Raw genomic sequence first — 23,588 nt, forward strand, 5'->3', positions numbered from 1 at the left:
TATTTTTAATTTTTTAGCTCATGCAGCTAATAGTAATCAATTAAGTAGATTAATTGGTTTGAATAGTCGTATTACTTACCTTTTACCAGCTTGTGACCAAGTAATAAACCAATCTGATTGACTATTTAATAATTCTTTTGGCATTGAATTCTGGAGCTCTGAGACTGCTGCTCTCATATAAGGGTTGCCAGAGTCAAATTTTTCAAAAAAGTCAATAAGGTTTAAAAGATAATCGTCAATCTTGACATCTAGATTCTTGGTGGTTAATTGATTGTTCATTGATGTACTTGGTGGTAGAAATGCTTGCGATGAATGAGTAGTTCCAGTTTAATTGATTATATCTTTATGATGAAGTATATTCCATTAAAATAATGTCTGACTTGTTTGATCCTTTTGAAAACATGGACATTGATAAGATTTCCACCTAAGTTAACAAGTACTTTTGGTTTTAGGAAGATCAAGTTTGGGAAAAAATGATATTTATTAGATTTATAAAGGCTCTAGAGGAATCTTTTGCCTTTATCCATTTTGATTAGAAATGTCTTTATTGCCTGCTTCTGCTAAATCATCTTGAAGCTTGCTTTCGCATGCGAGAACTCTTGCCCAGCAAGGTAGTTGCGGCGATACTGGCGAATCAAGAAAATTCAATATTGCCGGCCTTATTATCTTTGCAAATTTTTGTATGGAAAGTTCCTCTTCATGCCTGTCATAAGGCAAATGATTTACAGCTGAATCAAGTGCGAATTGTTTAACCCTATCTTGCCCAACCCGTCTAAAGAGAACTTCCAGGTTTGAGAGTTGAGAGCTTGTGAGTGATTCTGCTTGGTGTTCCATTAATCCCCTTAATACACTAGAAAGAATTTCAGTACACATTTTTTGAAGGCCTTCATTTGGCTTAGATCCAATAGTTTTATGTTTATGATCAAAAACTCCTAAATCAACCTGAGCAATTCTAGAAATTCTTACGTTTCTATATACCTCAGAAAGTAATCCTATTTCTAGTCCCCAGTCACAAGGGATTCTAAGGTTCATTCCTAAATCCCTAGTAAAAGCAAATTCCCCTGCTAAAGGATATCTAAACGCTTGTAAATACTTAAGAAATGGTCCATGCCCTACCAATTGTTCTAGTGATGCTAATAAAGGACCTACAAAAAGTCGCGTTGCCCTTCCTTGTAGTGCATTTGTTTCTAGAGAAAGTCTGCTATAAAAAGCCTTTACGTAGGATATTCCATGCGAAGGATCGAGTAATGGTTGCAGCATTCGCACGGGGTAGGCGGGGTTAAATGTGCGAATATCTGCATCAAAAAGCGCTACCACCTCTGAATGTCTAGTTGCAATACCAATACCTTGCCAAACTGCCCATCCTTTCCCAGGGGTACCTAAAAGATCTAGACCATTACTTTCTTGATTCCCTAGTAGTTCAATCACCGAAGGACTATTTGTCCATTGAACATGTACAGGAAAGGGCATGTCAGCAAAGAATGCTTTTGCTTCCAAGACTTCATGTGCTGACTTGGCAGATAATGCAATGACAAGTTCATTCAATCCTTCTAAATTTTCTAGAACACTTCTTATCAGGCTCAATGCAGGCCTTTTAAATTCTTCAAATAGACAAGGAATTAAAAGTGATGTTGGCCTCTTTGAGAGACCTTTTCTCAAGTCACTTAGAGAATCCTCAGCAACCCCATATCCATGAATTGTTGTGATCAAACCCTGTTGAAAGTCCATTCGGTGTTAAGCGCAACAGAATGTAGGTAGTACTGTGATGATCCTGTGCAAAGTATTGGCAGATATACAGTGACAGGGATGGAACAGCAACTAGTGAGATTGAGTGAATTACTCAATGAAGTTTACAGAGAACACTCTGCAGAAGAAATTGATTATATGTGGTCACAATTGCTGCAGATTTTGAATCAGCATAGTGATAAACGAGATAATTATGCTGAACTCTCCGAACTTTGGAACTCTTCTAGCGCCGTTTTGATTACTTATGCTGATGGTGTATACAAGTCAGGAGAGCCAACTTTAAAGACCCTTAAAGATTTAATCGATTTGCATTTAAATGACTTTGCATCGGTTATACATGTCTTGCCTTTTTTGTGTTCCACAAGTGATGGTGGGTTTGCTGTATCAGATTTTGAGAAATTAGAAACACGTTTTGGCGAATGGGATCATTTAAAAGCTCTCTCGAAGAATCACATATTGATGGCAGACTTGGTTCTAAATCATGTTTCATCTTCTCATCCATGGGTCCAACAATTTATTCAATCTAAGGAGCCTGGGAGTAAATATATTCTTTCCCCTTCATCATCTGAAAACTGGGAAGATGTTACTAGGCCAAGGAATACTTCTCTTTTTACTAACCTTTCTACTACTAAAGGTAAGAAAGATGTTTGGACAACATTTGGTCCAGATCAAATTGATATTAATTGGAAAGAGCCATATGTTTTGATAGAATTTTTAAGATTAATTATTAGATATATAGATTCTGGAATAAAATGGATTCGACTTGATGCCGTCGGCTTTATATGGAAAGAGCCAGGTACAACATGTTTGCACAGAAATGAAGTTCATAAGATAGTTAAGGCATTAAGAATTCAGATTAATGAACTTATAAACTCTAGTGTTTTAATTACTGAAACTAATGTTCCAGAAAAAGAGAATGTTTCATACCTTAGTTCAGGCGATGAAGCGCATCTTGCATATAACTTTCCTCTCCCTCCCCTTTTACTGGAAAGTTTAATTACCAATAAAGCAGATTTACTTAACAATTGGTTATCCTCATGGCCTGAGTTGCCTAAAAACACAGGGTTTTTAAACTTTACGGCTTCCCATGACGGTGTTGGGCTAAGAGCCTTGGAGGGTTTAATGGATCAGAAAAGAATTCGTGAATTATTAATAGCTTGTGAGAAAAGAGGAGGTTTAATCAGCCATAGAAGAATGTCTAATGGTGAGGATCAACCTTATGAATTAAATATTAGTTGGTGGAGTGCAATGGCAGATAAAGGAAGAGATACTTCCTTATTTCAGTTTGAGCGCTTTTTATTGAGTCAACTTTTTGTAATGGCTTTAAAAGGTGTTCCAGCTTTTTATTTGCAGGCGTTAATGGCATCGGAAAATGATTTAACAACCTTTGCCAAATCTGGCCAAAGGAGAGATTTGAATCGTGAAAAGTTTGAAGCAAATACTTTACGCATCAAACTGGAGGACGAAAAGTCACATCCAAGTAGAAATTTAACTTCTCTTAAGAAAGCAATGCAGGTAAGAAGAAAATTAAATGCTTTTCATCCCAACCAACCAATGAAATGCCTTAGTAAGAGTCGCAGTGATCTTGTGATAATTTCTCGTGGTGAAGGTAATGAAACTATTTGGGCATTACATAATATGACCAATTCAAAACTATGCTTTTCTCTTTCAGAAGGTTTAAATGTTAATGGAGAATCTACTGTCTCTTGGGATGATTGCTTAAATGATTATAAGCGACATCAAAATAGAATAGACTTGCATCCCTACTCTGTTCATTGGTTAATGAAATCAAACTAAAAATTATGAGTACAAAAAAAAAATGGTGGGTGGTTACTGATATAGATGGGACATTAATGGACCATAATTATGACTTGAGCCCGGCATTGCCAACAATTCAGTGTCTTCAAAATATGGGTATACCTGTTATACCTTGTACGAGTAAAACTGCTACTGAAGTTAGATCTCTTAGGGATCAAATAGGGCTTAATGATCCATATATTGTTGAGAATGGAGGCGCAATATATGGAACAGATAGCTCTTCTAAAGAAGAATGGCAAATTGTTCTGGGGAAGAGATTTGAAGATTTACGCCCCATTTTAGATCAAATATCACAAGAGATTGGCTATCAACTCAAGGCACTTAATGATTTATCAGTGGAAGAAATAGAGTCGCTTACTGGGCTAACAGGAGTGTCAATCTCTCGTGCTTTAGAAAGAGAGTGGAGCGTTCCATTCTTAAACCCCCCATCTTCTGATAGAGAAAGATTACTAGAAATTGCAAGTAATTTAGATACAACAATCTATAAGGGCAATCGAATGAGTCATCTACTAGGTAAAGGCAGTCATAAAGGGAAAGCAGTTATCGAATTGAAAAAGTTTTTAGGTCTACCTGATGTAAATATAATAGGTTTGGGAGATTCGCATAATGACCTTCCTTTGCTTGAAGTAGCAGATCATTCGATTGTTATTCCAGGTCATGATGGGCCAAATCAATTTTTGATAGACGGTATTCAGAAAGGTCATTTTATTTTAGCTCCAGCCCCTCATGCAGAAGGATGGGCTGGAGCGATTAGAAATCTAATCTCTAATTTTGATTAAAATAAGACATGAATGACTTTAAATGTTAAGCATATACAAGCATGAGCAATCATTGTTGTTGGTCAGAAGTTGGAATAAAAGGGATTAAATTTCCTCAGCAAAGTTTTGAAAGACTTCTAGAAGATTTAGATTGGAACTTTCTAGATTGGTTTAACTACTGGATAGCTAATGATGGTGAGACTCTTGCTAATACCTCTTGGCCTAAAGGGGTAAAGCAAGATTGGATTTGGGGTTTGGCTTTACCACTCCTTTCTGAAATTAAGAGAATCTCTAAAGATCAATCTAAATCTAGTATTTTAGGTATATCTGCATTGCCCGGTTGTGGTAAATCTAGTCTTGGCAGCTGGTTAGAAACCTCTTCTAATTTATTAAATCTTCCTATAAATGTGATTTCTCTAGATGACTTTTATTTACCAGGAGAGGAACTTGCAAAGGCAATGGATGGCAATCCATGGAATGTTCCTAGAGCTCTTCCTGGAAGCCATGAAATTAAACTCTTAGAAGATACTATTATAAATTGGAAAGAAACAGGCGATTTGCTGGCACCTCAGTTTGATAAAGCCTTAAGAGCTGGATTGGGAGATAGGTCAGGATGGATAAAATCCAAGCCTCAAGTCTTAATTTTAGAAGGTTGGTTTTTGGGGTGTAAACCTATATACAAAAGTCAAATCCCAGTTGATTGCTTAGAACCTTCATTAACAAGTAGAGAAGTTTACTATAGAGAGAAAATTCAAGATGAGCTTATAAAATATGAGACTATTTGGAAACATTTACAACGTACCTGGCATATAAAAGCTTTGGACTTCTCTTCTACTTGTAAGTGGAAAATTGATCAGGAAACTAAAATGTTTGAGCTTCGAGGGAGTTCATTAAAAGGCGATCTATTGAACTCATTCGTTAGGATGATACAAGCATCAATCCCTCAATATAGTTTAAATAATCTTGATAGTGATGTGGTAATTAAGATCAATGAGTCGCGAGAGGTTCTTTGGGCAGGAAGGACTGTAGACCAGGAGCCATCTGATTAAATGATTTGAGGGAATAGTTGCTTTTTATACAGTAATTCTTTTTTTAATAGGTTTAAATATAATTGAAGAGGGACTTTTATGATTGATTTTTCTTATCAAAATAAAAACACAAAGATGGTAGTTTTTCGTTGTATAGGCCCTAATAATTTTTTTCTTGAAAGAGTTGTATTCCCTTTGGAGACACTCTCTATTAAGGCCCCTACTGAATCTAGGGTGGAAATTTGGGGTAATGATTTTTACGGTCCTATTATTGAAGAGAGAATAAGGATTAATAGTTCTAATGAAGACATCAGATTGGTGGCATAAACCTTTTATAATCTAGTAGTACTTTACAAAATTAATTTCAAAGAGATGAATTCAGGAGCTTTTACTCCCTCTTTGATTAATTATAGAACTTCTAATGGAATCCTATATTTATTTAATAAGGAACAAAGATCTTTATACTATTGGCATCTCGAATAACCTTGACAATGCTCAGAGTCAATTGAAGCCAGGTAAGTTAGTTGCTTTTATGAAAAGCAATGATACTAAGACTATTTGCAAAAAACTTTATGCAAGATATTCACAAGAAAGAATACCTAAGTCAGAATACTTTCGATTAAATGCATCTCAAGTGACGGATTGCAAGCAAATGATGAAGGAGGCTGGAGGTCGGGATTTCTTTCTTCCAATTTTCAGAGGAGGGACTTTAGTGCTTACTTTTCTTTTGGCTTGGCTTGTATTCGCAGGAATAATAATTAAGTTTGGGGTCGATCCTATCTTTGATAGGTTTACATGAAAACAATAATTATTGTCTTAATTCCTTAATATTCAACTTCATTAGGAAAAATCAACTAAATTACTAGTACATACACCTTCTAAATAATCCCATGGATCTTTCGGATCTTTTAATATTTATTTCAATACCTTTTGTTGTTATAACTGCATACTTTGGTACAAGGAATGGTTATTATGACACTGATAAATATCAAGGTGATGGTTGTGCCCATGATGTAAAAAGATAAGACTCTGTTCTATATCTATATATCTAGTTTTTATAAATAAAGCCTAAAGAATCTTTTTAAGAGAGTCCAAAATTTTAGATCAGTCTTTCCCGTCGTATACGCATGACCATCTGTTGTCAAACTGCCAAACAGGCTTATAAATATCACTAGATATTTTTTTGCCAGCTTTTTTGCATGCTTCTAATGATTCCATAGGTATTGCAAATAGTGAGGGACTTGTAATTCCGCTTACCTGTGGCCTGGGACCAGGACCCTGCCGGTAGCTACCGATTACAAGCCAATATTCCGCCTGAACAATCAGGGGAGAACCTATTAACCCAATTAATGACAATATTAATGAGAAAGAGATCTTTTGAGTGGTGTCGCCCATTTAGTGCAATCTTTTCTTTTAGGTTAGTTAGCTTTAATACTAAAGTTAATTTGTTTTTGCTTCTTATGAGACAAAGAGATATATGAGCATATCTTCCCTTGGGATTCCACATTCATCATCTTGGTTTTTGGAGGAATGTTTTAAGTACTTTGTATTAGGCATTATTCAAGGAATTACAGAGTTCTTTCCAATAAGTAGTACTGCTCACTTAAAGGTTATACCTGAATTCTTGGGATGGGGTGACCCTGGAGTTTCTTTGACTGCGGCTATTCAATTTGGAAGCATTCTCGCAGTGGTTTGTTATTTTTGGAAAGATATTAGGGTAGTTCTTAAGGGGATCTCAGAAGCATTTCGCAGTGGTTATTGGTCTCATCGAAATGCAATGCTTGGTACTTCATTAATCATTGGCACTCTCCCTATCTTATTGGTAGGAGGCTATATAAAACTTTTTTGGCCTGGTTACCAATTCTCTCAACTACGAACTCTGACATCAATAGCACTGGTTTCTATCTTAATGTCTTTTATGCTTTATTTAGCAGAAAGATTCAGTACTAGAAAAAGGACAATAACCCATATAAATGGCTTTGACGGTTTAATTGTTGGAGCAGCCCAAACCTTGGCATTTCTTCCAGGTGCATCTAGATCCGGAGTCACAATCTCAGCAAGTTTGTTTCGAGGTATGGATGGCATTTCCTCTGCCCGATTCTCTTTTCTGCTTGGCATCCCAGCGATAATTTTTTCAGGTTTGATAGGGATTAAAGATGCTATCAACACTCAAGACTCAGCGAGCCTTCTACCTTTGACAATAGGTATTTTCTCTGCGGCCATTACTTCTTGGCTAAGTATTGACTTTCTTTTAAAATTTCTTCAGAAAAAAAGCATAATGATTTTTGTTTATTATCGCTTCTTTTTTGGGATATTCTTGTTAACTTGGATCTATACAAACAACTCTGCATGATAGAGAATTTTAACTTGAATCTTATTACAGTTAAATTTGGGGAATTAGATCTCCCCAATTCAACTGTGTTTGTTTTATTGGGTATTTCCATATTTGTTTTTGTAGCTGTTGGACTTAGCTCTTTTAGACTGATTCAGTCTGCTTTTCTTGAAAAAGAAGATTAGATGTAACGCTTCATTTTTATCAAGACTTATTTAAGTTAAATCGTTTTTCTGGCTATTCTATTCAAATAAAAAAACTTCCCAGCGCAGACAACTGGAAAGTTTATAACTCATGCATATCAACTAAAGCTTGCTTCTTGGTAGAACGCTATAGTAACTTTTACTTAAATTCAATTTAGCATCTAATAGAATTTATAGAAAATTTCTGAATTAACTTAAGTGTTAATGAATCGAAAATAAAATCAGATTTACAAATAAATAGTTGAATGCTTTAATAAAACTATTTTAAATAGCTATGCAAATATTAACCTCTTCTTAAAGAGATTTCGCTAAGATAAATAGGGAGGGCAGTAAATTTACTTTTTAAATTAATTTAAAAAGTAAATTGCTCCTCAATAGATTGCTTATAAACAAGTATCTTGGAAGAAAAGGTAATATCAATGAATATTATGAAAAATAGAGGGATTATTGTTGAAGGGAAAAAATTGACTTGAAGACTAATTGAAATGCTATAAGAATATAAGGCTAATTTTATTGGGTTCTATGGGCTTTCGAAAGAAGAGTCTTCTTCTACTCCCTGTACTTTTAATTTTTGCAGCTGTTAAAGTTGAAGGAGCCGTTCGACTTAGCGCAGCAGGGGCGACATTCCCTGCAAAAATTTATACAAGATGGTTCTCTGATTTAGCAAAGGCTGGTGGACCACGCGTTAATTACCAGGCTGTTGGTTCAGGCTCTGGGCGTAAAGCTTTCATAGATCAGACAGTTGACTTTGGTGCATCTGATGACCCAATGAAGGTTGACGATATTGCGAAAATTACCCGTGGGTTGATTCAAGTGCCAATGGTAGGAGGGACTATCGCTTTTGGATATAACTATGACTGTGACCTCAAACTCTCTCAAGAACAAGCAGTCCGTGTTGCCATGGGAATTATCACAAATTGGGAAGAGCTTGGTTGCCCTACTGGCAAGTTGACTTGGATTCATCGCTCGGATGGTTCCGGAACTACTAAAGCATTCACTAACTCCATGAAGGCTTTCTCAAAAACATGGACTATTGGAACAGGTAAAGCTGTTAAATGGCCTGCTGGCATTGGCGGTAAAGGCAATGCTGGTATAGCAGGTGTTATTAGGAATACCCCTGGAACAATCGGCTATTTAAATCAGTCATATATCAAAGGAAGCATCAAAGCAGCTGCTTTGCAGAACCTTTCTGGTCAGTATTTAAAACCATCCATAGAGGCAGGTGCTGAAGCACTTAATGGAATTGCTTTGGATTCTAATCTTGCGGGTACGAATCCAAACCCATCTGTAAAAGGTGCTTATCCAATAACAACTCTTACATGGGTTTTGGCTTATGAAAAAGGTAATGATAAAAACACCAAGGCCATTAAGGAGACGTTAAATACATTGCTGAGTGACTCTTATCAAAAGAAAGCAACTTCTTTAGGTTTTATTCCTTTAAGGGGAGAAATTCTTATTAAAGCCCGTGCTGCTGTTAAACGCATAGGTAGATAACAGTAGAAAAAGCAAAGGATTAGTTGACTAAGAGTAAACCCTGTAATGTTTTTTATCAGCATTTATTTATATACAAGCCCTTGTAATGTTAGTCTTTAAATTGAAATTATTTTATTCAGATATGTCTTACTAATTTAAGATTGATTGATAAGATAACCTATGACACTTGAAGATTTATTTGGAAAAGAGTGTAGATTGAAGAAAGAATTTATTAATAGTAATTAATTTTTAGGTCACATTTCTTCCAAATAAAAACCTCTAAACAAAGCAGGTGAGAATTTAATCATTTAAATCGGAACGGCGGGATTTGAACCCACGACCCCCACTACCCCAAAGTGGTGCGCTACCAAACTGCGCTACGCCCCGTAATTTGAAGGTATCACAAGCTATTCAAAAAATAATCCTCTTCTTCGGTTTTTAGATATTTTTCGATTTAATCGCCGGAGAACTCTTTTGCTTAAATCATTCTTAGCGTCAGAGGAATACCCTTGGATGTTTAGCTTCATTGCTAATAAACGAAGTTCGCTTAAATGCATTGTTGATACTTTTAACTCAGGTATTGTTTCCCACCTATGACTGCTAGTAGTTAATTTATTGGTGTTAGTACTATTCCTTAAAGCTATGATTAGTTCGGCTAGCCACTCAGGTATTACTATAAGTAATACTGCTATTATTGCATATATTCTCACTAAACCTATAGGGACAGGATCAAGATCCATCGGATTATTTTTATTAGATTTTTTCCTGATCTGATTCACTTTCTTGATGATAAATAATAAGGGCTATTAAATAAATACTTCTATCTTTCAAATAAACTAAGTGCTTAGATTTTCAATATTATCAAGAGTAGAGCTTTTCCATTGTATTGCCGGGTCTAGTTGGGTTTGTGGAGGCCTAAAGGCAAAGACAAAGCAGAAGATAAGAAGAATTGTGCTTAAAATAATTAGAATTACTGTTCTATCAGGTAAAGGATCATTCATTATTGTGACTACAGATCTTTGGGGATAGGATTAACATTACTCCTAAGGATACAATGACTAACAGACCAATCATAATTTAACCATATTTTTTTACTCAGCTTATAGTTTGCTCCATCAAAGTCTGACAGATTAATATTTGTTGGCATTGCAGAACAGTAAGGCCTTGAGCCTGGTTTAGCTAAGTATTGTTGATGATATTCTTCGGCATAGTAGAACAAGTGCTCTTCTCTTATTTCAGTAGTAATAACTCCATAACCTTCTTTTGTTAAAAGCTTTTGGTATGAATTACGACTGGAAAGAGCCATTTTGGTTTGCTTTTCGTTAGTAGTAAAGATTGCAGAGCGATATTGAGACCCTTGGTCATTTCCTTGTCTATTCTTCTGGGTGGGATCATGACACTCCCAAAATAGTTTCAGAAGATCGCTTAGATCTATTAGGCTTTTCTTCCAAACTACTTTGACTACCTCTGAATGTCCTGTCCTTCCTGAGCAAACTTCTCTATAGGTTGGATTTGCAATTTCACCTCCTGCATACCCCACTGCAGTAGTTTTTACACCTGGTAATTTCCAGAAACCTTTCTCTGCCCCCCAGAAGCATCCGCATCCAAAAAATATTTCTTCTTCATCGTTACCTATAGGTTCATTTAAGGAACTTCCTAAAACGTAGTGGGTCAAATCGCTACTAGCCATTTCACTTTTTTTAAAAAATATTAGATTTAATAAGTTTTTAAGCATTAGATCATAACCCCTGGTTAAGAATATCTGGCTCAAGTTCAATATGATTCAGTAGTGTTGTGACAAAAGCAAACAGGAGGAAGGGCAAGCTTATTACAAGAATTAAGCCAACTCCCACAAGCGCGAACAAAGGCTTTGAAGCACCCATGAGGCTTAGGCCACCAGCTAAGCTGACAAAAATAACTGCCATCCAAGCCAGGACCTGAATGTATATATCACCAAACGTGAGGTTACATCTGATGGAGTACTTAGTAGGTGTCATGGTTTAGATAATTTCTAATTACCTTTAGCAAACTAAAAGAGTTGGTCCACAGAAGTAATTAGTAGACATTTTTAGTGATGAACGTTAATGGGTTCCTTTCACGCTTCTTCCTGGAGACTTTCTGCAGCTTTTTCTCTTTCCCAAAGATTTTTATATAGACCATCTAATTTGATTAGGTCAATATGAGTTCCTTCTTGTTCTAACTTCCCTTCATTTAAAACAAGGATTCGATCACATGCAGCAGCTGCAGAAAGTTGGTGACTGATCATTAATATTGTTCTGTTCGTTTTGCTTCTAATTGAAGAAAGTATTGCAGAAGCAGTTTTATTGTCCACACTAGCGAGTGCGTCATCAAGAACTATTATTGGCGAGCTTATTAATAGTGCTCTACCAAGGGCAGTTCTTTGACGTTGACCGCCACTTAAAGTGATACCTCGTTCACCCACTAGCGTATTAAAACCTTCGGGGAAGCCCTTAATATCATCAATTAAACGAGCCTGTATAGCCGAATTTTCCATTTCTTCTTTATTTGCAAAAGGATCTCCATATTTAAGATTTTCAGCAAGAGTACTTGTAAATAGATACCCTTCCTGAGGAACTAAGGCAATGTTTTTACGTAAATCTTCGAGCCTTAGATCTACTACATCATGTTCATCTATAAAAAGTTGCCCTTTCGGTACGTCAACCATTCGCCCAATTGCTCTTGCTAAAGTAGTTTTACCGCATCCAACTGGTCCTACTATCGCTACTAATTCGCCTGGATTGATAACAAAGCTAAGTTTGCGAAGAATTTCCCTATCACTCTTTTCATATTTAATAGATAATTCTTTGGCTTCTAATCTCCCTAGTATAGGTTGATTGATCTTTTTACTTTTGGATTTGTTTCTTATATTTGGTTTTTTATTTAATAACTCCTCTACACGCTCAAGACTTACTTGACCCACTTGAAATGTATTTAAAGTAAAGCCAAGTAATGCTGTAGGGAAAACTAATCTCTCTACATAAAGTATTAGAGCTATTAGACCTCCAATAGAAAGAGAACCTTTCTCAAGAAGATTGCTGCCTAGAGCTATTAATAACAATAGAGATATTGAAGAAATTCCTTGAAGAAGAGGGAATAAAGTACTTGCTGTTCTAGCAAGATTAATGGCAGAGTTTTTATAATTATCGTTCAATTTTGAAAAGGCATTTCTCTCAGCGTTTTCTTGGCCATATATTTTGATGGCACTTATTCCAGATAAATCTTCTTGGATTAATTCACTCAATGTGGCGAGTGCCTCTTGCTGGCGTCTTCTTTGTCTTACCATCCTCCCGCCAAAGAGACCCACAGTCCCAAGCATTAAAGGGTATAAAGAAATAGCTACTATTGTTAACCAAGGGTCTATAGCAAGCATTGCTGGGATAGTGAAGCAATATGCCAGCAATGTGTTCGTAAGACTTAAAATAGTAAATCCAAGTAACCTTCTAATGTTTTCAACATCACTAGTAGCTCTGCTGATAACTTCTCCACTTCCAATCTGCTGCACCCATCCTGGATCTTGTATTAGCATGTGGTCAAATAACCGTTGCCTAATTTCGACCTCCACTTGACGACCTACCCCAAAAACAAGCTGCCTTGATATAAGACGAGCGACCCCCATCGAGGTCGCCAAGATAACGATCCAGCCAGATTTTTTTAGAACATCGGTAAATTTGAAGCCTTCTTTTAGGGCGTCAACAATTCCTTTAACCTCCATTGGAATTGCGACACTTAACAGATTGACTATGACTAGAGTTATCGCGCCAAGAATAATGGCTTTGCGATGAGGCCTTAAATACCTATTTATTAGATCAAGACGAAATGAAGCCATAACATGCTTACCATGTGATCAAACTTAGTAGCTATTGGGTACAGTTGTGATCATTTTCATTTATTTGATATTGGCTTAACAGCAGATGCAAAATCAAAATCACCCTCTTTACCCTATTGATCGTGAACTAGTAGATCGTCTCTTGGCCAAAGATTCTCCCAACGAAGAAGATCTTATTGATTTGGCAAGATTATTTAATCGCTATGAAGGGTTTCCTGGGGCAGAAAACTTACAAATAGATATGGCAAAAGCTCTAACACTCTGGGGTATGACAAGAGATCAGCTGAATATAAGTGCTCGAAAACTGTGGTCAAAGGGTTATCGGCCTGGTAAAAATATTAATGAAGCTGTTGGTTCTGGTTTCGACACTTCTGAGAATGATGGGACTTAATTTAATGACAAAAGAGTCTTACAGGACTTTCTCTATCCTATGTTTTTTGTAGATATTAGAAAAGTCCCCATCCTCTGGCCCGGAGTGCACAGCACCCGGGCTTTTTTCTGAATTAATACCTATGTCTGACTTCTCTTGGCCAAAAATTCTTGACAAGCTTTTGAATGGTAATGAACTTACCTCTGAAGAGACAAATGCTTTGATGAATGCTTGGCTCAATCAAGAACTTGCTCCTGTTCAAACCGGAGCTTTTCTAGCCGCTTTTAGATCTAAGAATGTTAGTGGATTGGAGTTGGCAGCTATGGCTAAGGTCTTAAGAGATGCCTGTGTTTTCCCTTTTCCTGTTCCTGATCTTTATTTAGTGGATACATGTGGTACTGGGGGGGATGGAGCGGATACATTTAATATTTCAACTGCAGTAGCATTTCTGTCTGCATCTTTGGGTGTGAAAATAGCCAAGCATGGCAATCGAAGTGCTAGCGGAAAAGTTGGATCGGCTGATGTTCTTGAAGGAGTAGGAATCAGATTAGACACTCCCATCGAAAATGTAGTGACAGCCCTAGATAAAACAGGCATTTCTTTTTTATTTGCACCTATCTGGCACTCTTCATTAGTGAACCTTGCCCCTTTAAGAAAGACTTTGGGAGTAAGAACAGTATTTAATCTTTTAGGACCATTGGTAAACCCTTTTAGGCCGAGTGCTCAAGTCCTAGGTGTTGCAACATCAGAATTACTAGATCCAATCGCTCAAGCTTTAAAATATTTAGGCTTAAAAAGAGCAGTTGTAGTTCATGGTGCTGGAGGCTTAGATGAAGCCTCACTTGAAGGCAGTAACCAAGTACGATTTCTAAAAGATGGCGAGATTTCCTCATCTGAAATTGATATAACTGATTTAGGTCTTACCCCGGCCTCCAATAATCAATTAAAAGGTGGAGATCTTTCTAAAAATGAGGCTATCTTTATGTCAGTTCTAAAAGGAAATGCCACTAAGCCTCAGATGGAGGTGGTTGCTCTTAACACTGCTTTGGTCTTATGGGCTTCTGGCCTAGAAGAAGATTTGAGTCAAGGAGTCGAGATGGCATTAAACTCTCTAAAAAGTGGAAATGGCTTGAAAAAATTACTGGAATTAAAAGAGTTTTTAGGACCAAAGAATTAGAAACGACAATTACTTTTCGATGAATTATTCTTCTAAAGATGATGCGATTTTGGTTTTATCTGATGGCACTTTGCTTGAAGGAAAGCCCTTTGGATTCAAGGGAACTGTTCTTGGAGAGATAGTATTCAATACTGGTTTAACTGGTTACCAAGAGGTCTTGACTGATCCTAGTTATCATGGACAGCTGGTTACCTTTACTTATCCAGAGCTTGGAAATACTGGCGTTAATCCTGAGGATCAAGAAGCTGATTCTCCTTTTGTCAAAGGAGTAATAGCAAGGCAAATAATTAATAAACCTAGTAGCTGGCGTGCTAAGAGCAATCTCGCGGATTGGCTCGAAAAACAGAAGGTTATAGGTATACATGGTGTAGATACAAGATCATTAGTTAGACACTTAAGAGAGTATGGAACCATGAATGCTGCTATCTCTACAGATGGCAAATTCACCCCTTTGCAGTTATTGAAAAAACTTCAAGATGTTCCTTCTATGGAAGGACTGAATTTGGCAGAAAAGGTTACAACGCAAAAAGCTTATAAATGGAAAGAAAATACAGCTGCTGGCTTTGATAAAAGAGAAATTAATCAGACATCGGCATCTTTTAAGGTGGCTGCAATAGATTTTGGAATTAAGAGATCAATACTTAACAGGTTGGTTGCTTTTGGATGTGAGGTGAATGTCTTGCCAGCGAGTATAAATTTTTCTGAAGTAATAAAGCTGTGTCCTGAAGGTGTTTTTCTTAGTAATGGGCCAGGTGACCCTGCGGCAGTAACTAAAGGCATTGCTTTGGCCAAAAAATTAATTGAAGAAACAGAAATTCCTCTTTTTGGTATTTGTCTAGGGCATCAGATTTTAGGCTTAGCCCTTGGTGCGAAAACCTTCAAGCTCCCTTATGGCCATAGAGGACTTAATCACCCATGTGGTGCAAATGGTCAAATAGAAATTACAAGTCAAAATCATGGTTTTGCTATCGATGCCTCATCTTTAAATCCTAATTTGGTTGAAATAACCCATTTAAATCTTAATGACAGAACTGTTGCGGGTTTTGCAATGCTTAACAAGCCTGTTTTCGGAATCCAATATCATCCTGAAGCTAGTCCAGGCCCCCATGATGCTGATTATCATTTCGAACGTTTTGTTGCACAAATGTCAGAACGTCGTTGAAGAATGGTTGATTTGCTATTAGATAACTACACTTCCTTTCAGAAGTACAAGGAGGGCTAAACCCATAAAAGATTTACAGCGATTGACCGTTTCTTTGCGGGGAGGGTTTGAACGGCGTAAAGGCTGTTTGGTGTTTTATTTCACTGGTCAGCTAGATGCTTACTCTGAAAAACAGTTCACAGATTTTGTAAATGATGTTTTCAGTGCTAATCAATTGCCAATGGTTATAGATCTTACAAAAATTGATTTTATTGATTCCTCTGGTTTAGGAGCAATGGTGCATACAGTCAAACAATGTAAGAAATTAAAGAGGTCTTTTGTTGTTGTTGGGAATGCAAGAGTGATCCAAACAATCAAGCTTGTTCGGCTAGAAGACTTTCTACACTTAGTTCCTGATTTAGATACCGCTTTAACTAAACTTGCAGCTTGACTGACTGGCTCCGTCTGCTAAAGCCATCAGGTTCTCCTGAGGAGTTAGGCCCTTTGCAATTAGCCTGGCTAGGTGATGCCGTTTGGGAAATGCACCAAAGGCTTTTGCTTTGCAGGAAACCTGCCAAGTCAAAAGAACTCCATAAAACTGTTGTTTCAAGAGTGAAAGCAGAAGCTCAAGCAGATGCTTTGCAGATGATCAATGTTTTTTTGACAGATTTGGAAAAAGATTTTGTTAGGCGAGGCCGTAATCGGGTTGGCCGTGGATCCCGTAAAGTAGAAATAGCTACATACGCTAAGGCCACTGGATTCGAGACATTAATTGGATGGTTATTTTTGAAGGATCCAGCCCGTCTTGCGCAGCTTCTAGATCGACTTGAGGAAACTCACCCTACAAGGCCCATAGCAACTAATAAAAATGAGCCCTACTAATCGCCGTATCCGCAATTTTTCGTCATCCTCATCTTCTGGGCAGAATAGAGGAAGAGGCCGTCCACATACTTCACGAAGAATAAGAGAAGATGGTATTTCAGGTTCAAAAAGAAGTTATAAGTCAAAGGATGATGAAGGTGATTTCAGAAGAACATCTCTACAAAGCAACAAAAAAACACGCCCATCTAGAGATAAAGCTAATTCTAGAAAATCTAATAAATCACTAGCCACTTCTGAAAACTCTTTTAGGCGTTCCGAAAGGAAAAATAATTCAATTAGGTACTCCCAGAAAACGGATAAGCCTAGAAGGAGCTTAAATGCAAGAATTTCCCCTAGAGAAATACGTCGCAATGACTTAAATAGAGAAGAAGAGGTTTTAGTACAAAACTCAGGAGAAATTAGGAATAATGAGAATCATTTGGATGACATATTTTGGGGAAGGCATGCTACGCAAGCAATACTTGAATCAGGAAGACCTGTTCATCGCATCTGGTGTACTGCAGAACTGAGAAGCTCTCCAAAATTCCTTCAACTTCTTAAAGACTCAAAGTCTTTAGGAGTTCTAGTTGAGGAGGTCTCTTGGGCAAGATTAGGCTATATAACTCATGGAGGGGTTCATCAAGGAATTGCTCTCCAAACAGCGGCATCTAAGACACTTGATTTGCAGACATTGATTGATGGTTGCAGTCAATTGGGAGAGTCTTCTGTCTTAATAGCTCTTGATGGCCTTACAGACCCTCATAATGTTGGAGCAATAATTAGGTCTGCTGAAGCATTAGGAGCGCATGGCCTTGTGTTACCACAAAGAAGAAGCGCTGGTTTAACAGGCTCTGTAGCCAAAGTCGCAGCTGGCGCTTTAGAGCATTTCCCCGTGGCAAGAGTTGTTAATTTAAATAGATCCTTGATAGAACTTAAGGATGCTGGTTATTCGGTAATTGGCTTGGCTGGAGATGGTGATTTTGTCCTTAATGAAGTTGATTTGTTAGGACCTTTGGTTTTGGTAATTGGTTCAGAAGATAAAGGTTTATCTGTTTTAACCAGGCGAAATTGTGATCAATTAGTCCGAGTCCCTTTAAGAGGGGTTACTTCAAGCTTGAATGCATCTGTTGCTGCATCTATTTCTTTATATGAAATTGCAAGCAAAGGTTGGATGAAGGGCCTCTCTGGTCAGGCTCCATCTCCCAAGCAAGTTCGGCCAAAACTATCTAATAAGCCAGTGATGCTTTGAACTAAAACACGAAGTGCACTCTTATATTTAAAAGCATTCTTAAGAAAACAGTTGTCATTAAGATTGCTCACTAAAGGGAATTTTGTATAAATCATTTGAAGACATCCATTGATGAGGCTATTGACTTATGTAAATTTGCTGGAGTTTTATGATTCGAAAATGTATTAGTCGGGATTCCAAAGAACCTTTCTTTTTATTAGTTAACTATTAAAGTAATTGTAGATAGATAAAATTGTTATGGGCCCAGTCAGGGCGATTCGCAGTTTAGTTAACAGTTTTGGTCTGGCTTGGTGGGCCAGAGTAGAGACTAATGACCCTAATGCGACATATTGGTTTGGACCATTTGTGACAAGAAGAAGTTTAAAGGGAAAACTCTCGGTATTTATAGAAGACTTGGCTTCAGAGGGAACTGAGTCAATTGCGCACAGTTTTGTTCGCTGTAGACGAATTGAGCCTCTAACCATTTAGGAATTTTGGTACAGGCAACTGATAGCGTCTTAAGTAAATAACCAGGACTTCATAATGACTATCGCCGAATGGCGCCAAAGATTGAACAATCGAGAAATTTCCTCTCTTGAATTAGTCAATGAACAATTTGCACGGATAAAAGATGTAGACAATAAGCTACATGCTTTTTTAAAGCTAGAAGAAGATAGTGCTAGAGAAAATGCAAAAAGGATTGATGAAGCCCGGTTATCTGGTAAAGAGCTCCCACCTCTTGCAGGAATACCTTTTGCAATTAAAGATAATCTTTGCACTAAAGGAGTAAAGACAACTTGTTCAAGCAAAATGCTCGAAAGTTTTGTCCCTCCTTACGAGTCAACAGTTACCCAAAGGCTGTGGGAAGCTGGAGCAATTTTGCTGGGGAAAACAAATCTTGATGAGTTTGCCATGGGAAGCTCAACAGAGACTTCAGCATTCGGGGCGACCTCAAACCCATGGGATCTGTCACGCGTTCCAGGTGGGAGTTCTGGAGGCAGTGCAGCAGCAGTCGCCTCAGGACTTTGTCTTGCTGCTTTGGGCTCTGATACTGGGGGCTCTATTAGACAACCAGCCTCTTTTTGTGGCGTAGTGGGACTAAAACCTACATATGGCCGAGTAAGCCGTTGGGGGCTAGTCGCTTTTGCTAGTTCTTTGGATCAGGTGGGGCCTTTTACTACAAGTGTTGAAGATGCGGCAGAAGTTTTGCAGGTTATAGCTGGGAAAGATCCATTAGATTCAACTTGCTTAGATAAGCCAGTTCCCAACTTTTCTGAATATTTCTCTGACTCTATTAAGGGCTTACGTATTGGGTTAATTAAAGAATGTTTTGAACAAGAAGGTATTTCCTTAGAGGTTAAAGAATCGGTCCTTAAAGCAGCAAATCAACTTCAATCTCTTGGAGCAGAATTAATAGATGTCTCTTGCCCGCGATTTAATGATGGTATAGCAACTTATTACGTAATTGCTCCTTCTGAAGCATCAGCAAACCTTGCTCGTTACGACGGAGTTAAATATGGGTATCGCCAACATGGAGAAGAAAATTTGTCGGCAATGACCTCATTAAGCCGGGCTAAGGGGTTTGGGAGTGAGGTCCAAAGGAGAATTTTGATTGGGACCTATGCTCTTTCAGCTGGTTATTTCGATGCTTATTACAAGAAAGCTCAAAAAGTAAGGACACTTATAAGTAGAGATTTTGCTAATTCGTTTGAAAAAGTGGATTTACTTTTGACACCAACATCTCCATCAACTGCTTTTAAAGCTGGTTCACATGACAACGATCCATTGGCAATGTACCTATCGGATTTATTGACAATTCCAGTAAATCTGGCGGGCCTCCCTGCTATTTCCGTTCCATGTGGTTTTGATAAAGAAGGCCTCCCAATAGGACTCCAACTAATTGGGGATGTTTTGGGAGAACAGCGATTGCTTCAAGTGGCACATCACTATGAACAAGCAGCCAATGTAATGGGAAATTGCCCTAAGGGGGATTTGATACCAGCCTAAATACAACTCGATACACCTTATGTAGCGTTTTGTTTGATTGAGTACGCTTGATATTGAGTATTCCCCATAGAATGCAGAAATGGGCTTTGTACCTCTTCATAATCACAGCGATTACAGTCTTCTTGATGGAGCTAGTCAGCTGCCAGCAATGGTTTCCAGAGCCAAGGCGCTTGGATTTCCAGCTATTGCGCTAACTGATCATGGAGTGATGTATGGCGCTATTGAACTTTTAAAGCTTTGTAAGTCAGAAGGTATAAAACCAATCATTGGGAATGAAATGTATGTTGTTAATGGATCAATAGAAGACCCTCAGCCGAAAAAAGAACGAAGATATCACCTTGTTGTACTTGCTAAGAATGACGTTGGATATAGGAATTTAGTCAAGCTAACTACTATTAGCCATTTAAATGGGATGAGAGGACGAGGAATTTTTTCAAGAGCATGTATTGATAAACAATTACTTGAAACTTATAAAGAAGGCTTGATAATTTCGACTGCATGTCTTGGTGGCGAGATTCCTCAGGCTATTTTGCGAGACCGTATTGATGTGGCAAAGGATGTTGCTAGTTGGTATAAAAAAGTTTTTGGGGATGATTTTTATTTAGAGATTCAGGACCATGGATCTGTAGAAGATCGAATAGTCAATACAGGGATATGTCGTATTGCTAAAGAATTAAATATTGAACTGATTGCAACAAATGATGCTCACTACCTTACTAAAGATGATGTGGAAGCACATGATGCGTTGTTATGTGTACTTACAGGGAAATTGATAAGTGAAGAAAAACGTTTGAGATATACAGGAACAGAATATCTCAAATCTGAAGAAGAGATGGGAAAGCTTTTCTCAGACCATATCGAGAGTAATATTATACAAGAAGCAATAAATAATACTGTTACTGTCTCCGAAAAAGTAGAAGAATACAATATTTTAGGAACTTATAAAATGCCTCAGTTCCCTGTGCCTGATGGTGGTCAGTCAACTGATTATTTAAGGAAGGTATCTCAAGATGGATTGATGACTAGACTTAAGCTTGAATCACTAGAGATGATTGAAAATAAATATATAAATCGCCTTAATAGTGAAATAAAAATAATAGAACAGATGGGTTTCCCAGACTACTTCCTTGTTGTATGGGATTATATTCGTTTTGCAAGAGAAAATCATATACCAGTTGGTCCAGGGAGGGGCTCTGCAGCAGGATCCCTCGTTGCATATTCTTTGGGTATTACAAATATTGATCCTGTAACAAATGGTCTTTTATTTGAAAGATTTTTAAACCCTGAAAGGAAATCTATGCCTGATATAGATACTGACTTTTGTATTGAACGTAGGGGTGAAGTTATTGATTATGTTACGAAGCGCTATGGAGAAGATAAGGTTGCGCAAATTATTACTTTCAACCGAATGACATCTAAAGCTGTTCTTAAAGATGTTGCAAGAGTTTTGGATATTCCATATAGTGACGCAGATAGATTAGCAAAGTTAATTCCTGTAGTCAGAGGTAAGCCAGCTAAACTTTCTCAAATGATTGGGGATAATACTCCCAGTAAAGATTTTAGAGAAAAATACCAAAATGATCCTTTGGTAAAGAAGTGGTTGGATATGGCAATCAGAATAGAAGGTACTAATAAGACTTTTGGAGTTCATGCAGCAGGTGTTGTTATTGCCTCGGACCCCTTGGATAATTTAGTTCCTCTTCAAAGGAATAATGATGGCCAAATAATTACTCAATATTTTATGGAAGATATTGAATCATTAGGATTACTTAAAATGGATTTTTTAGGTCTTAAGAATCTTACTATGATTGAAAAGGCAGTAACTTTAGTCGAAGATTCTTTGGGGGAAAAGCTTGATTTAGATCAATTAAATATGGACGATACTAAAACTTATGAGCTCTTATCAAAAGGCGATTTAGAGGGAATTTTTCAACTTGAGTCAACTGGAATGAGACAAATAGTTAAAGATCTTAGGCCATCTTCTTTGGAAGATATTTCTTCAATTCTTGCGTTGTATAGACCAGGTCCACTTGATGCAGGATTAATTCCAAAATTTATTAATCGAAAGCATGGGAAAGAGCAGATTGATTTTCCCCATGCTTCTTTAGCACCAATACTTGGAGAGACATACGGCATAATGCTTTATCAAGAGCAAATAATGAAAATTGCCCAAGAACTGGCTGGTTATTCGTTAGGCCAGGCAGATCTTTTAAGAAGGGCTATGGGTAAGAAAAAGGTTGCGGAGATGGAAAAACATAGAAACTTTTTTCTTGAAGGCGCTAGTAAAAATGGAATTAATTCGAATATAGCCAATGAATTATTTGAGCAAATGCTCCTTTTTGCGGAGTACTGCTTTAACAAGAGTCACTCCACTGCTTATGGAGCAGTTACTTTCCAAACAGCTTACTTAAAAGCTCATTACCCAGTTGCATATATGGCTGCTCTGCTTACTGTAAATGCTGGGTCTAGTGACAAAGTTCAACGCTATATATCTAACTGTAATTCCATGGGCATAGAAGTTATGCCGCCAGATGTTAACTCTTCGGGAATAGATTTTACTCCCAATGAAAATCACATTCTGTTTGGAATGTCTGCCGTGAAAAACCTTGGTGATGGTGCTATTCGTGAATTAATAAAATCTCGTGAAGAAGATGGCTCTTTTATTTCCTTGGCAGATCTTTGTGATCGAATTCCACCAAATACCCTTAACAGAAGAGGATTAGAGTCTTTAATTCATTCTGGTGCGCTTGATTCCTTTGATAAGAAGGCAAATAGGGCTCAGTTGTTAGCAGACCTTGATCTGATTATTGAGTGGGCGACTTCTAGAGCGCGAGATCGTATTAGTGGTCAGGGAAACTTGTTTGATCTGGCATCTTCTTCTTCCGAGAATCAAACATCAAACAGCCTTCACACTGCTCCTAAAGCAGCTCCTGTAAGCGACTATTCTCCTACAGAAAAGCTTCGCCTTGAGAAGGAACTCATTGGCTTTTATCTTTCTGATCATCCACTTAAGCAACTCTCTGAGCCAGCCAAGCTTATTGCTCCAATAAGCTTAGGGACATTAGAAGATCAACGGGATAAGTCAAAAGTAAGTGTCATTGCCATGATTAACGATATGAGAGTAGTAACTACTCGCAAGGGAGATAAAATGGCTATCCTTCAAATTGAGGATTTAACAGGCTCATGCGAAGCTGTTGTTTTCCCTAAGAGTTATCACAGACTTTCAGATCATCTGATTTCTGAGACACGTTTATTAGTTTGGGCATCAGTTGATAGAAGGGATGATAATACTCAATTAATTGTTGATGATTGCCGCTCAATAGATGACATGAGATTTGTTTTAGTTGACTTATTGCCTGATCAAATTTCTAATATTGATTATCAATATCGGCTTAGAGAATGTTTAAATAATCATCGTCCTGCAAGAGATGAGCTGGGCGTAAGAGTTCCTGTAGTTGCTGTAATTAGAGATGGTAGCAATATTAAATATATTCGTTTGGGTCATCAATTTTGTGTTAAGGATGCAGCTGCGGCAGTTAAGTCTTTGCAGAATAGTTCTTTTAAAGCCAGTTTTAGTGAGAGTTTGGTTAACTAAATAT

General features: G+C 37.5%; 24 protein-coding genes and 1 tRNA gene. 17 read left to right on the forward strand and 8 right to left on the reverse strand.

The genetic code is table 11. The features are described 5' to 3' along the window. Positions 1-75 precede the first annotated feature (75 nt). Together P9211_RS03275 and P9211_RS03280 are read right to left on the reverse strand one after the other, a co-directional pair. Positions 76-279, reverse strand: a complete 204-nt coding sequence (locus P9211_RS03275) for a hypothetical protein (RefSeq protein ID WP_012195226.1) — start codon at positions 277-279, stop codon at positions 76-78. 240 nt (positions 280-519) lie between these two features. Next, positions 520-1,728: a glycosyl transferase gene (locus P9211_RS03280; protein WP_012195227.1), complete on the reverse strand. Its 1,209-nt coding sequence runs from the start codon at positions 1,726-1,728 to the stop codon at positions 520-522. Positions 1,729-1,806: 78 nt separating this feature from the next. Between P9211_RS03280 and P9211_RS03285 the strand changes: the two genes are divergently transcribed. The 6 genes from P9211_RS03285 (at position 1,807) to P9211_RS09965 (ending at position 6,375) form a co-directional block, all read left to right on the forward strand. Then, a complete protein-coding gene (locus P9211_RS03285; RefSeq protein ID WP_012195228.1) occupies positions 1,807-3,543 on the forward strand; it encodes an alpha-amylase family glycosyl hydrolase in 1,737 nt (578 codons plus the stop codon). Positions 3,544-3,548: 5 nt separating this feature from the next. Continuing rightward, complete coding sequence (gene yedP, locus P9211_RS03290) at positions 3,549-4,343, forward strand: mannosyl-3-phosphoglycerate phosphatase-related protein YedP (RefSeq protein ID WP_012195229.1); 795 nt, start codon at positions 3,549-3,551, stop codon at positions 4,341-4,343. Between the two features lie 41 nt (positions 4,344-4,384). Next, the gene (locus P9211_RS03295) at positions 4,385-5,371 is read left to right on the forward strand and encodes a uridine kinase (protein WP_012195230.1); all 987 of its coding nucleotides are present in this window, start codon (positions 4,385-4,387) and stop codon (positions 5,369-5,371) included. Positions 5,372-5,449: 78 nt separating this feature from the next. Next, entirely contained in the window at positions 5,450-5,677 is a 228-nt protein-coding gene (locus tag P9211_RS03300; protein ID WP_012195231.1) for a DUF1830 domain-containing protein, read from the forward strand. A gap of 94 nt (positions 5,678-5,771) precedes the next feature. Then, entirely contained in the window at positions 5,772-6,149 is a 378-nt protein-coding gene (locus tag P9211_RS03305; RefSeq protein ID WP_012195232.1) for a GIY-YIG nuclease family protein, read from the forward strand. A 91-nt stretch (positions 6,150-6,240) separates the two neighbouring features. Then, the gene (locus tag P9211_RS09965) at positions 6,241-6,375 is read left to right on the forward strand and encodes a hypothetical protein (protein ID WP_012195233.1); all 135 of its coding nucleotides are present in this window, start codon (positions 6,241-6,243) and stop codon (positions 6,373-6,375) included. Positions 6,376-6,454: 79 nt separating this feature from the next. On the opposite strand, the gene P9211_RS03310 is transcribed toward P9211_RS09965, so the two are convergent. Then, on the reverse strand, positions 6,455-6,745 hold the full coding sequence (locus P9211_RS03310) for a hypothetical protein (protein ID WP_012195234.1): 291 nt from the start codon (positions 6,743-6,745) through the stop codon (positions 6,455-6,457). Positions 6,746-6,827: 82 nt separating this feature from the next. Between P9211_RS03310 and P9211_RS03315 the strand changes: the two genes are divergently transcribed. After that, positions 6,828-7,703: an undecaprenyl-diphosphate phosphatase gene (locus P9211_RS03315; protein WP_012195236.1), complete on the forward strand. Its 876-nt coding sequence runs from the start codon at positions 6,828-6,830 to the stop codon at positions 7,701-7,703. 704 nt (positions 7,704-8,407) lie between these two features. After that, positions 8,408-9,379 carry a phosphate ABC transporter substrate-binding protein PstS gene (pstS, locus tag P9211_RS03325; protein ID WP_012195238.1) on the forward strand — a complete coding sequence of 324 codons (972 nt, stop codon included), beginning with the start codon at positions 8,408-8,410 and terminating at the stop codon, positions 9,377-9,379. A 292-nt stretch (positions 9,380-9,671) separates the two neighbouring features. On the opposite strand, the gene P9211_RS03330 is transcribed toward pstS, so the two are convergent. The 5 genes from P9211_RS03330 to P9211_RS03350 all read right to left on the reverse strand — a co-directional run bounded on the left by P9211_RS03330 (position 9,672) and on the right by P9211_RS03350 (position 13,205). Then, positions 9,672-9,745 (reverse strand) — tRNA-Pro (locus P9211_RS03330). A gap of 20 nt (positions 9,746-9,765) precedes the next feature. Continuing rightward, positions 9,766-10,137, reverse strand: a complete 372-nt coding sequence (locus P9211_RS03335) for a hypothetical protein (RefSeq protein ID WP_143703334.1) — start codon at positions 10,135-10,137, stop codon at positions 9,766-9,768. 230 nt (positions 10,138-10,367) lie between these two features. Continuing rightward, complete coding sequence (msrA, locus tag P9211_RS03340) at positions 10,368-11,093, reverse strand: peptide-methionine (S)-S-oxide reductase MsrA (protein WP_012195241.1); 726 nt, start codon at positions 11,091-11,093, stop codon at positions 10,368-10,370. 4 nt (positions 11,094-11,097) lie between these two features. Then, positions 11,098-11,355: a hypothetical protein gene (locus P9211_RS09845; protein ID WP_012195242.1), complete on the reverse strand. Its 258-nt coding sequence runs from the start codon at positions 11,353-11,355 to the stop codon at positions 11,098-11,100. A gap of 98 nt (positions 11,356-11,453) precedes the next feature. Then, on the reverse strand, positions 11,454-13,205 hold the full coding sequence (locus P9211_RS03350; protein WP_012195243.1) for an ABC transporter ATP-binding protein: 1,752 nt from the start codon (positions 13,203-13,205) through the stop codon (positions 11,454-11,456). An 85-nt stretch (positions 13,206-13,290) separates the two neighbouring features. On the opposite strand from P9211_RS03350, the gene P9211_RS03355 reads away from it, so the two are divergent. The 9 genes from P9211_RS03355 (at position 13,291) to P9211_RS03395 (ending at position 23,584) form a co-directional block, all read left to right on the forward strand. After that, positions 13,291-13,596 carry a DUF3288 family protein gene (locus P9211_RS03355; RefSeq protein WP_012195244.1) on the forward strand — a complete coding sequence of 102 codons (306 nt, stop codon included), beginning with the start codon at positions 13,291-13,293 and terminating at the stop codon, positions 13,594-13,596. A 121-nt stretch (positions 13,597-13,717) separates the two neighbouring features. Continuing rightward, positions 13,718-14,752 carry an anthranilate phosphoribosyltransferase gene (gene trpD / locus P9211_RS03360; protein ID WP_012195245.1) on the forward strand — a complete coding sequence of 345 codons (1,035 nt, stop codon included), beginning with the start codon at positions 13,718-13,720 and terminating at the stop codon, positions 14,750-14,752. 19 nt (positions 14,753-14,771) lie between these two features. After that, entirely contained in the window at positions 14,772-15,914 is a 1,143-nt protein-coding gene (gene carA, locus P9211_RS03365; RefSeq protein ID WP_012195246.1) for a glutamine-hydrolyzing carbamoyl-phosphate synthase small subunit, read from the forward strand. A gap of 82 nt (positions 15,915-15,996) precedes the next feature. Continuing rightward, positions 15,997-16,344, forward strand: a complete 348-nt coding sequence (locus P9211_RS03370; RefSeq protein WP_012195247.1) for an STAS domain-containing protein — start codon at positions 15,997-15,999, stop codon at positions 16,342-16,344. Beyond that, a complete protein-coding gene (locus tag P9211_RS03375) occupies positions 16,341-16,775 on the forward strand; it encodes a ribonuclease III domain-containing protein (RefSeq protein ID WP_012195248.1) in 435 nt (144 codons plus the stop codon). Before P9211_RS03370 ends, P9211_RS03375 begins: the two co-directional genes overlap by 4 nt. After that, entirely contained in the window at positions 16,762-18,003 is a 1,242-nt protein-coding gene (gene rlmB / locus P9211_RS03380) for a 23S rRNA (guanosine(2251)-2'-O)-methyltransferase RlmB (RefSeq protein ID WP_012195249.1), read from the forward strand. Before P9211_RS03375 ends, rlmB begins: the two co-directional genes overlap by 14 nt. Before the next feature lie 237 nt (positions 18,004-18,240). Next, entirely contained in the window at positions 18,241-18,471 is a 231-nt protein-coding gene (locus P9211_RS03385; RefSeq protein WP_012195250.1) for a DUF1816 domain-containing protein, read from the forward strand. A gap of 54 nt (positions 18,472-18,525) precedes the next feature. Next, positions 18,526-19,989: an Asp-tRNA(Asn)/Glu-tRNA(Gln) amidotransferase subunit GatA gene (gatA, locus tag P9211_RS03390; RefSeq protein WP_012195251.1), complete on the forward strand. Its 1,464-nt coding sequence runs from the start codon at positions 18,526-18,528 to the stop codon at positions 19,987-19,989. Between the two features lie 79 nt (positions 19,990-20,068). Beyond that, positions 20,069-23,584 carry a DNA polymerase III subunit alpha gene (locus P9211_RS03395; protein ID WP_012195252.1) on the forward strand — a complete coding sequence of 1,172 codons (3,516 nt, stop codon included), beginning with the start codon at positions 20,069-20,071 and terminating at the stop codon, positions 23,582-23,584. The last annotated feature ends 4 nt before the right edge of the window (positions 23,585-23,588 follow it).

The sequence above is a fragment of the Prochlorococcus marinus str. MIT 9211 genome, assembly GCF_000018585.1.
GTDB classification, from domain to species: Bacteria; Cyanobacteriota; Cyanobacteriia; order PCC-6307; family Cyanobiaceae; genus Prochlorococcus_D; species Prochlorococcus_D marinus_B.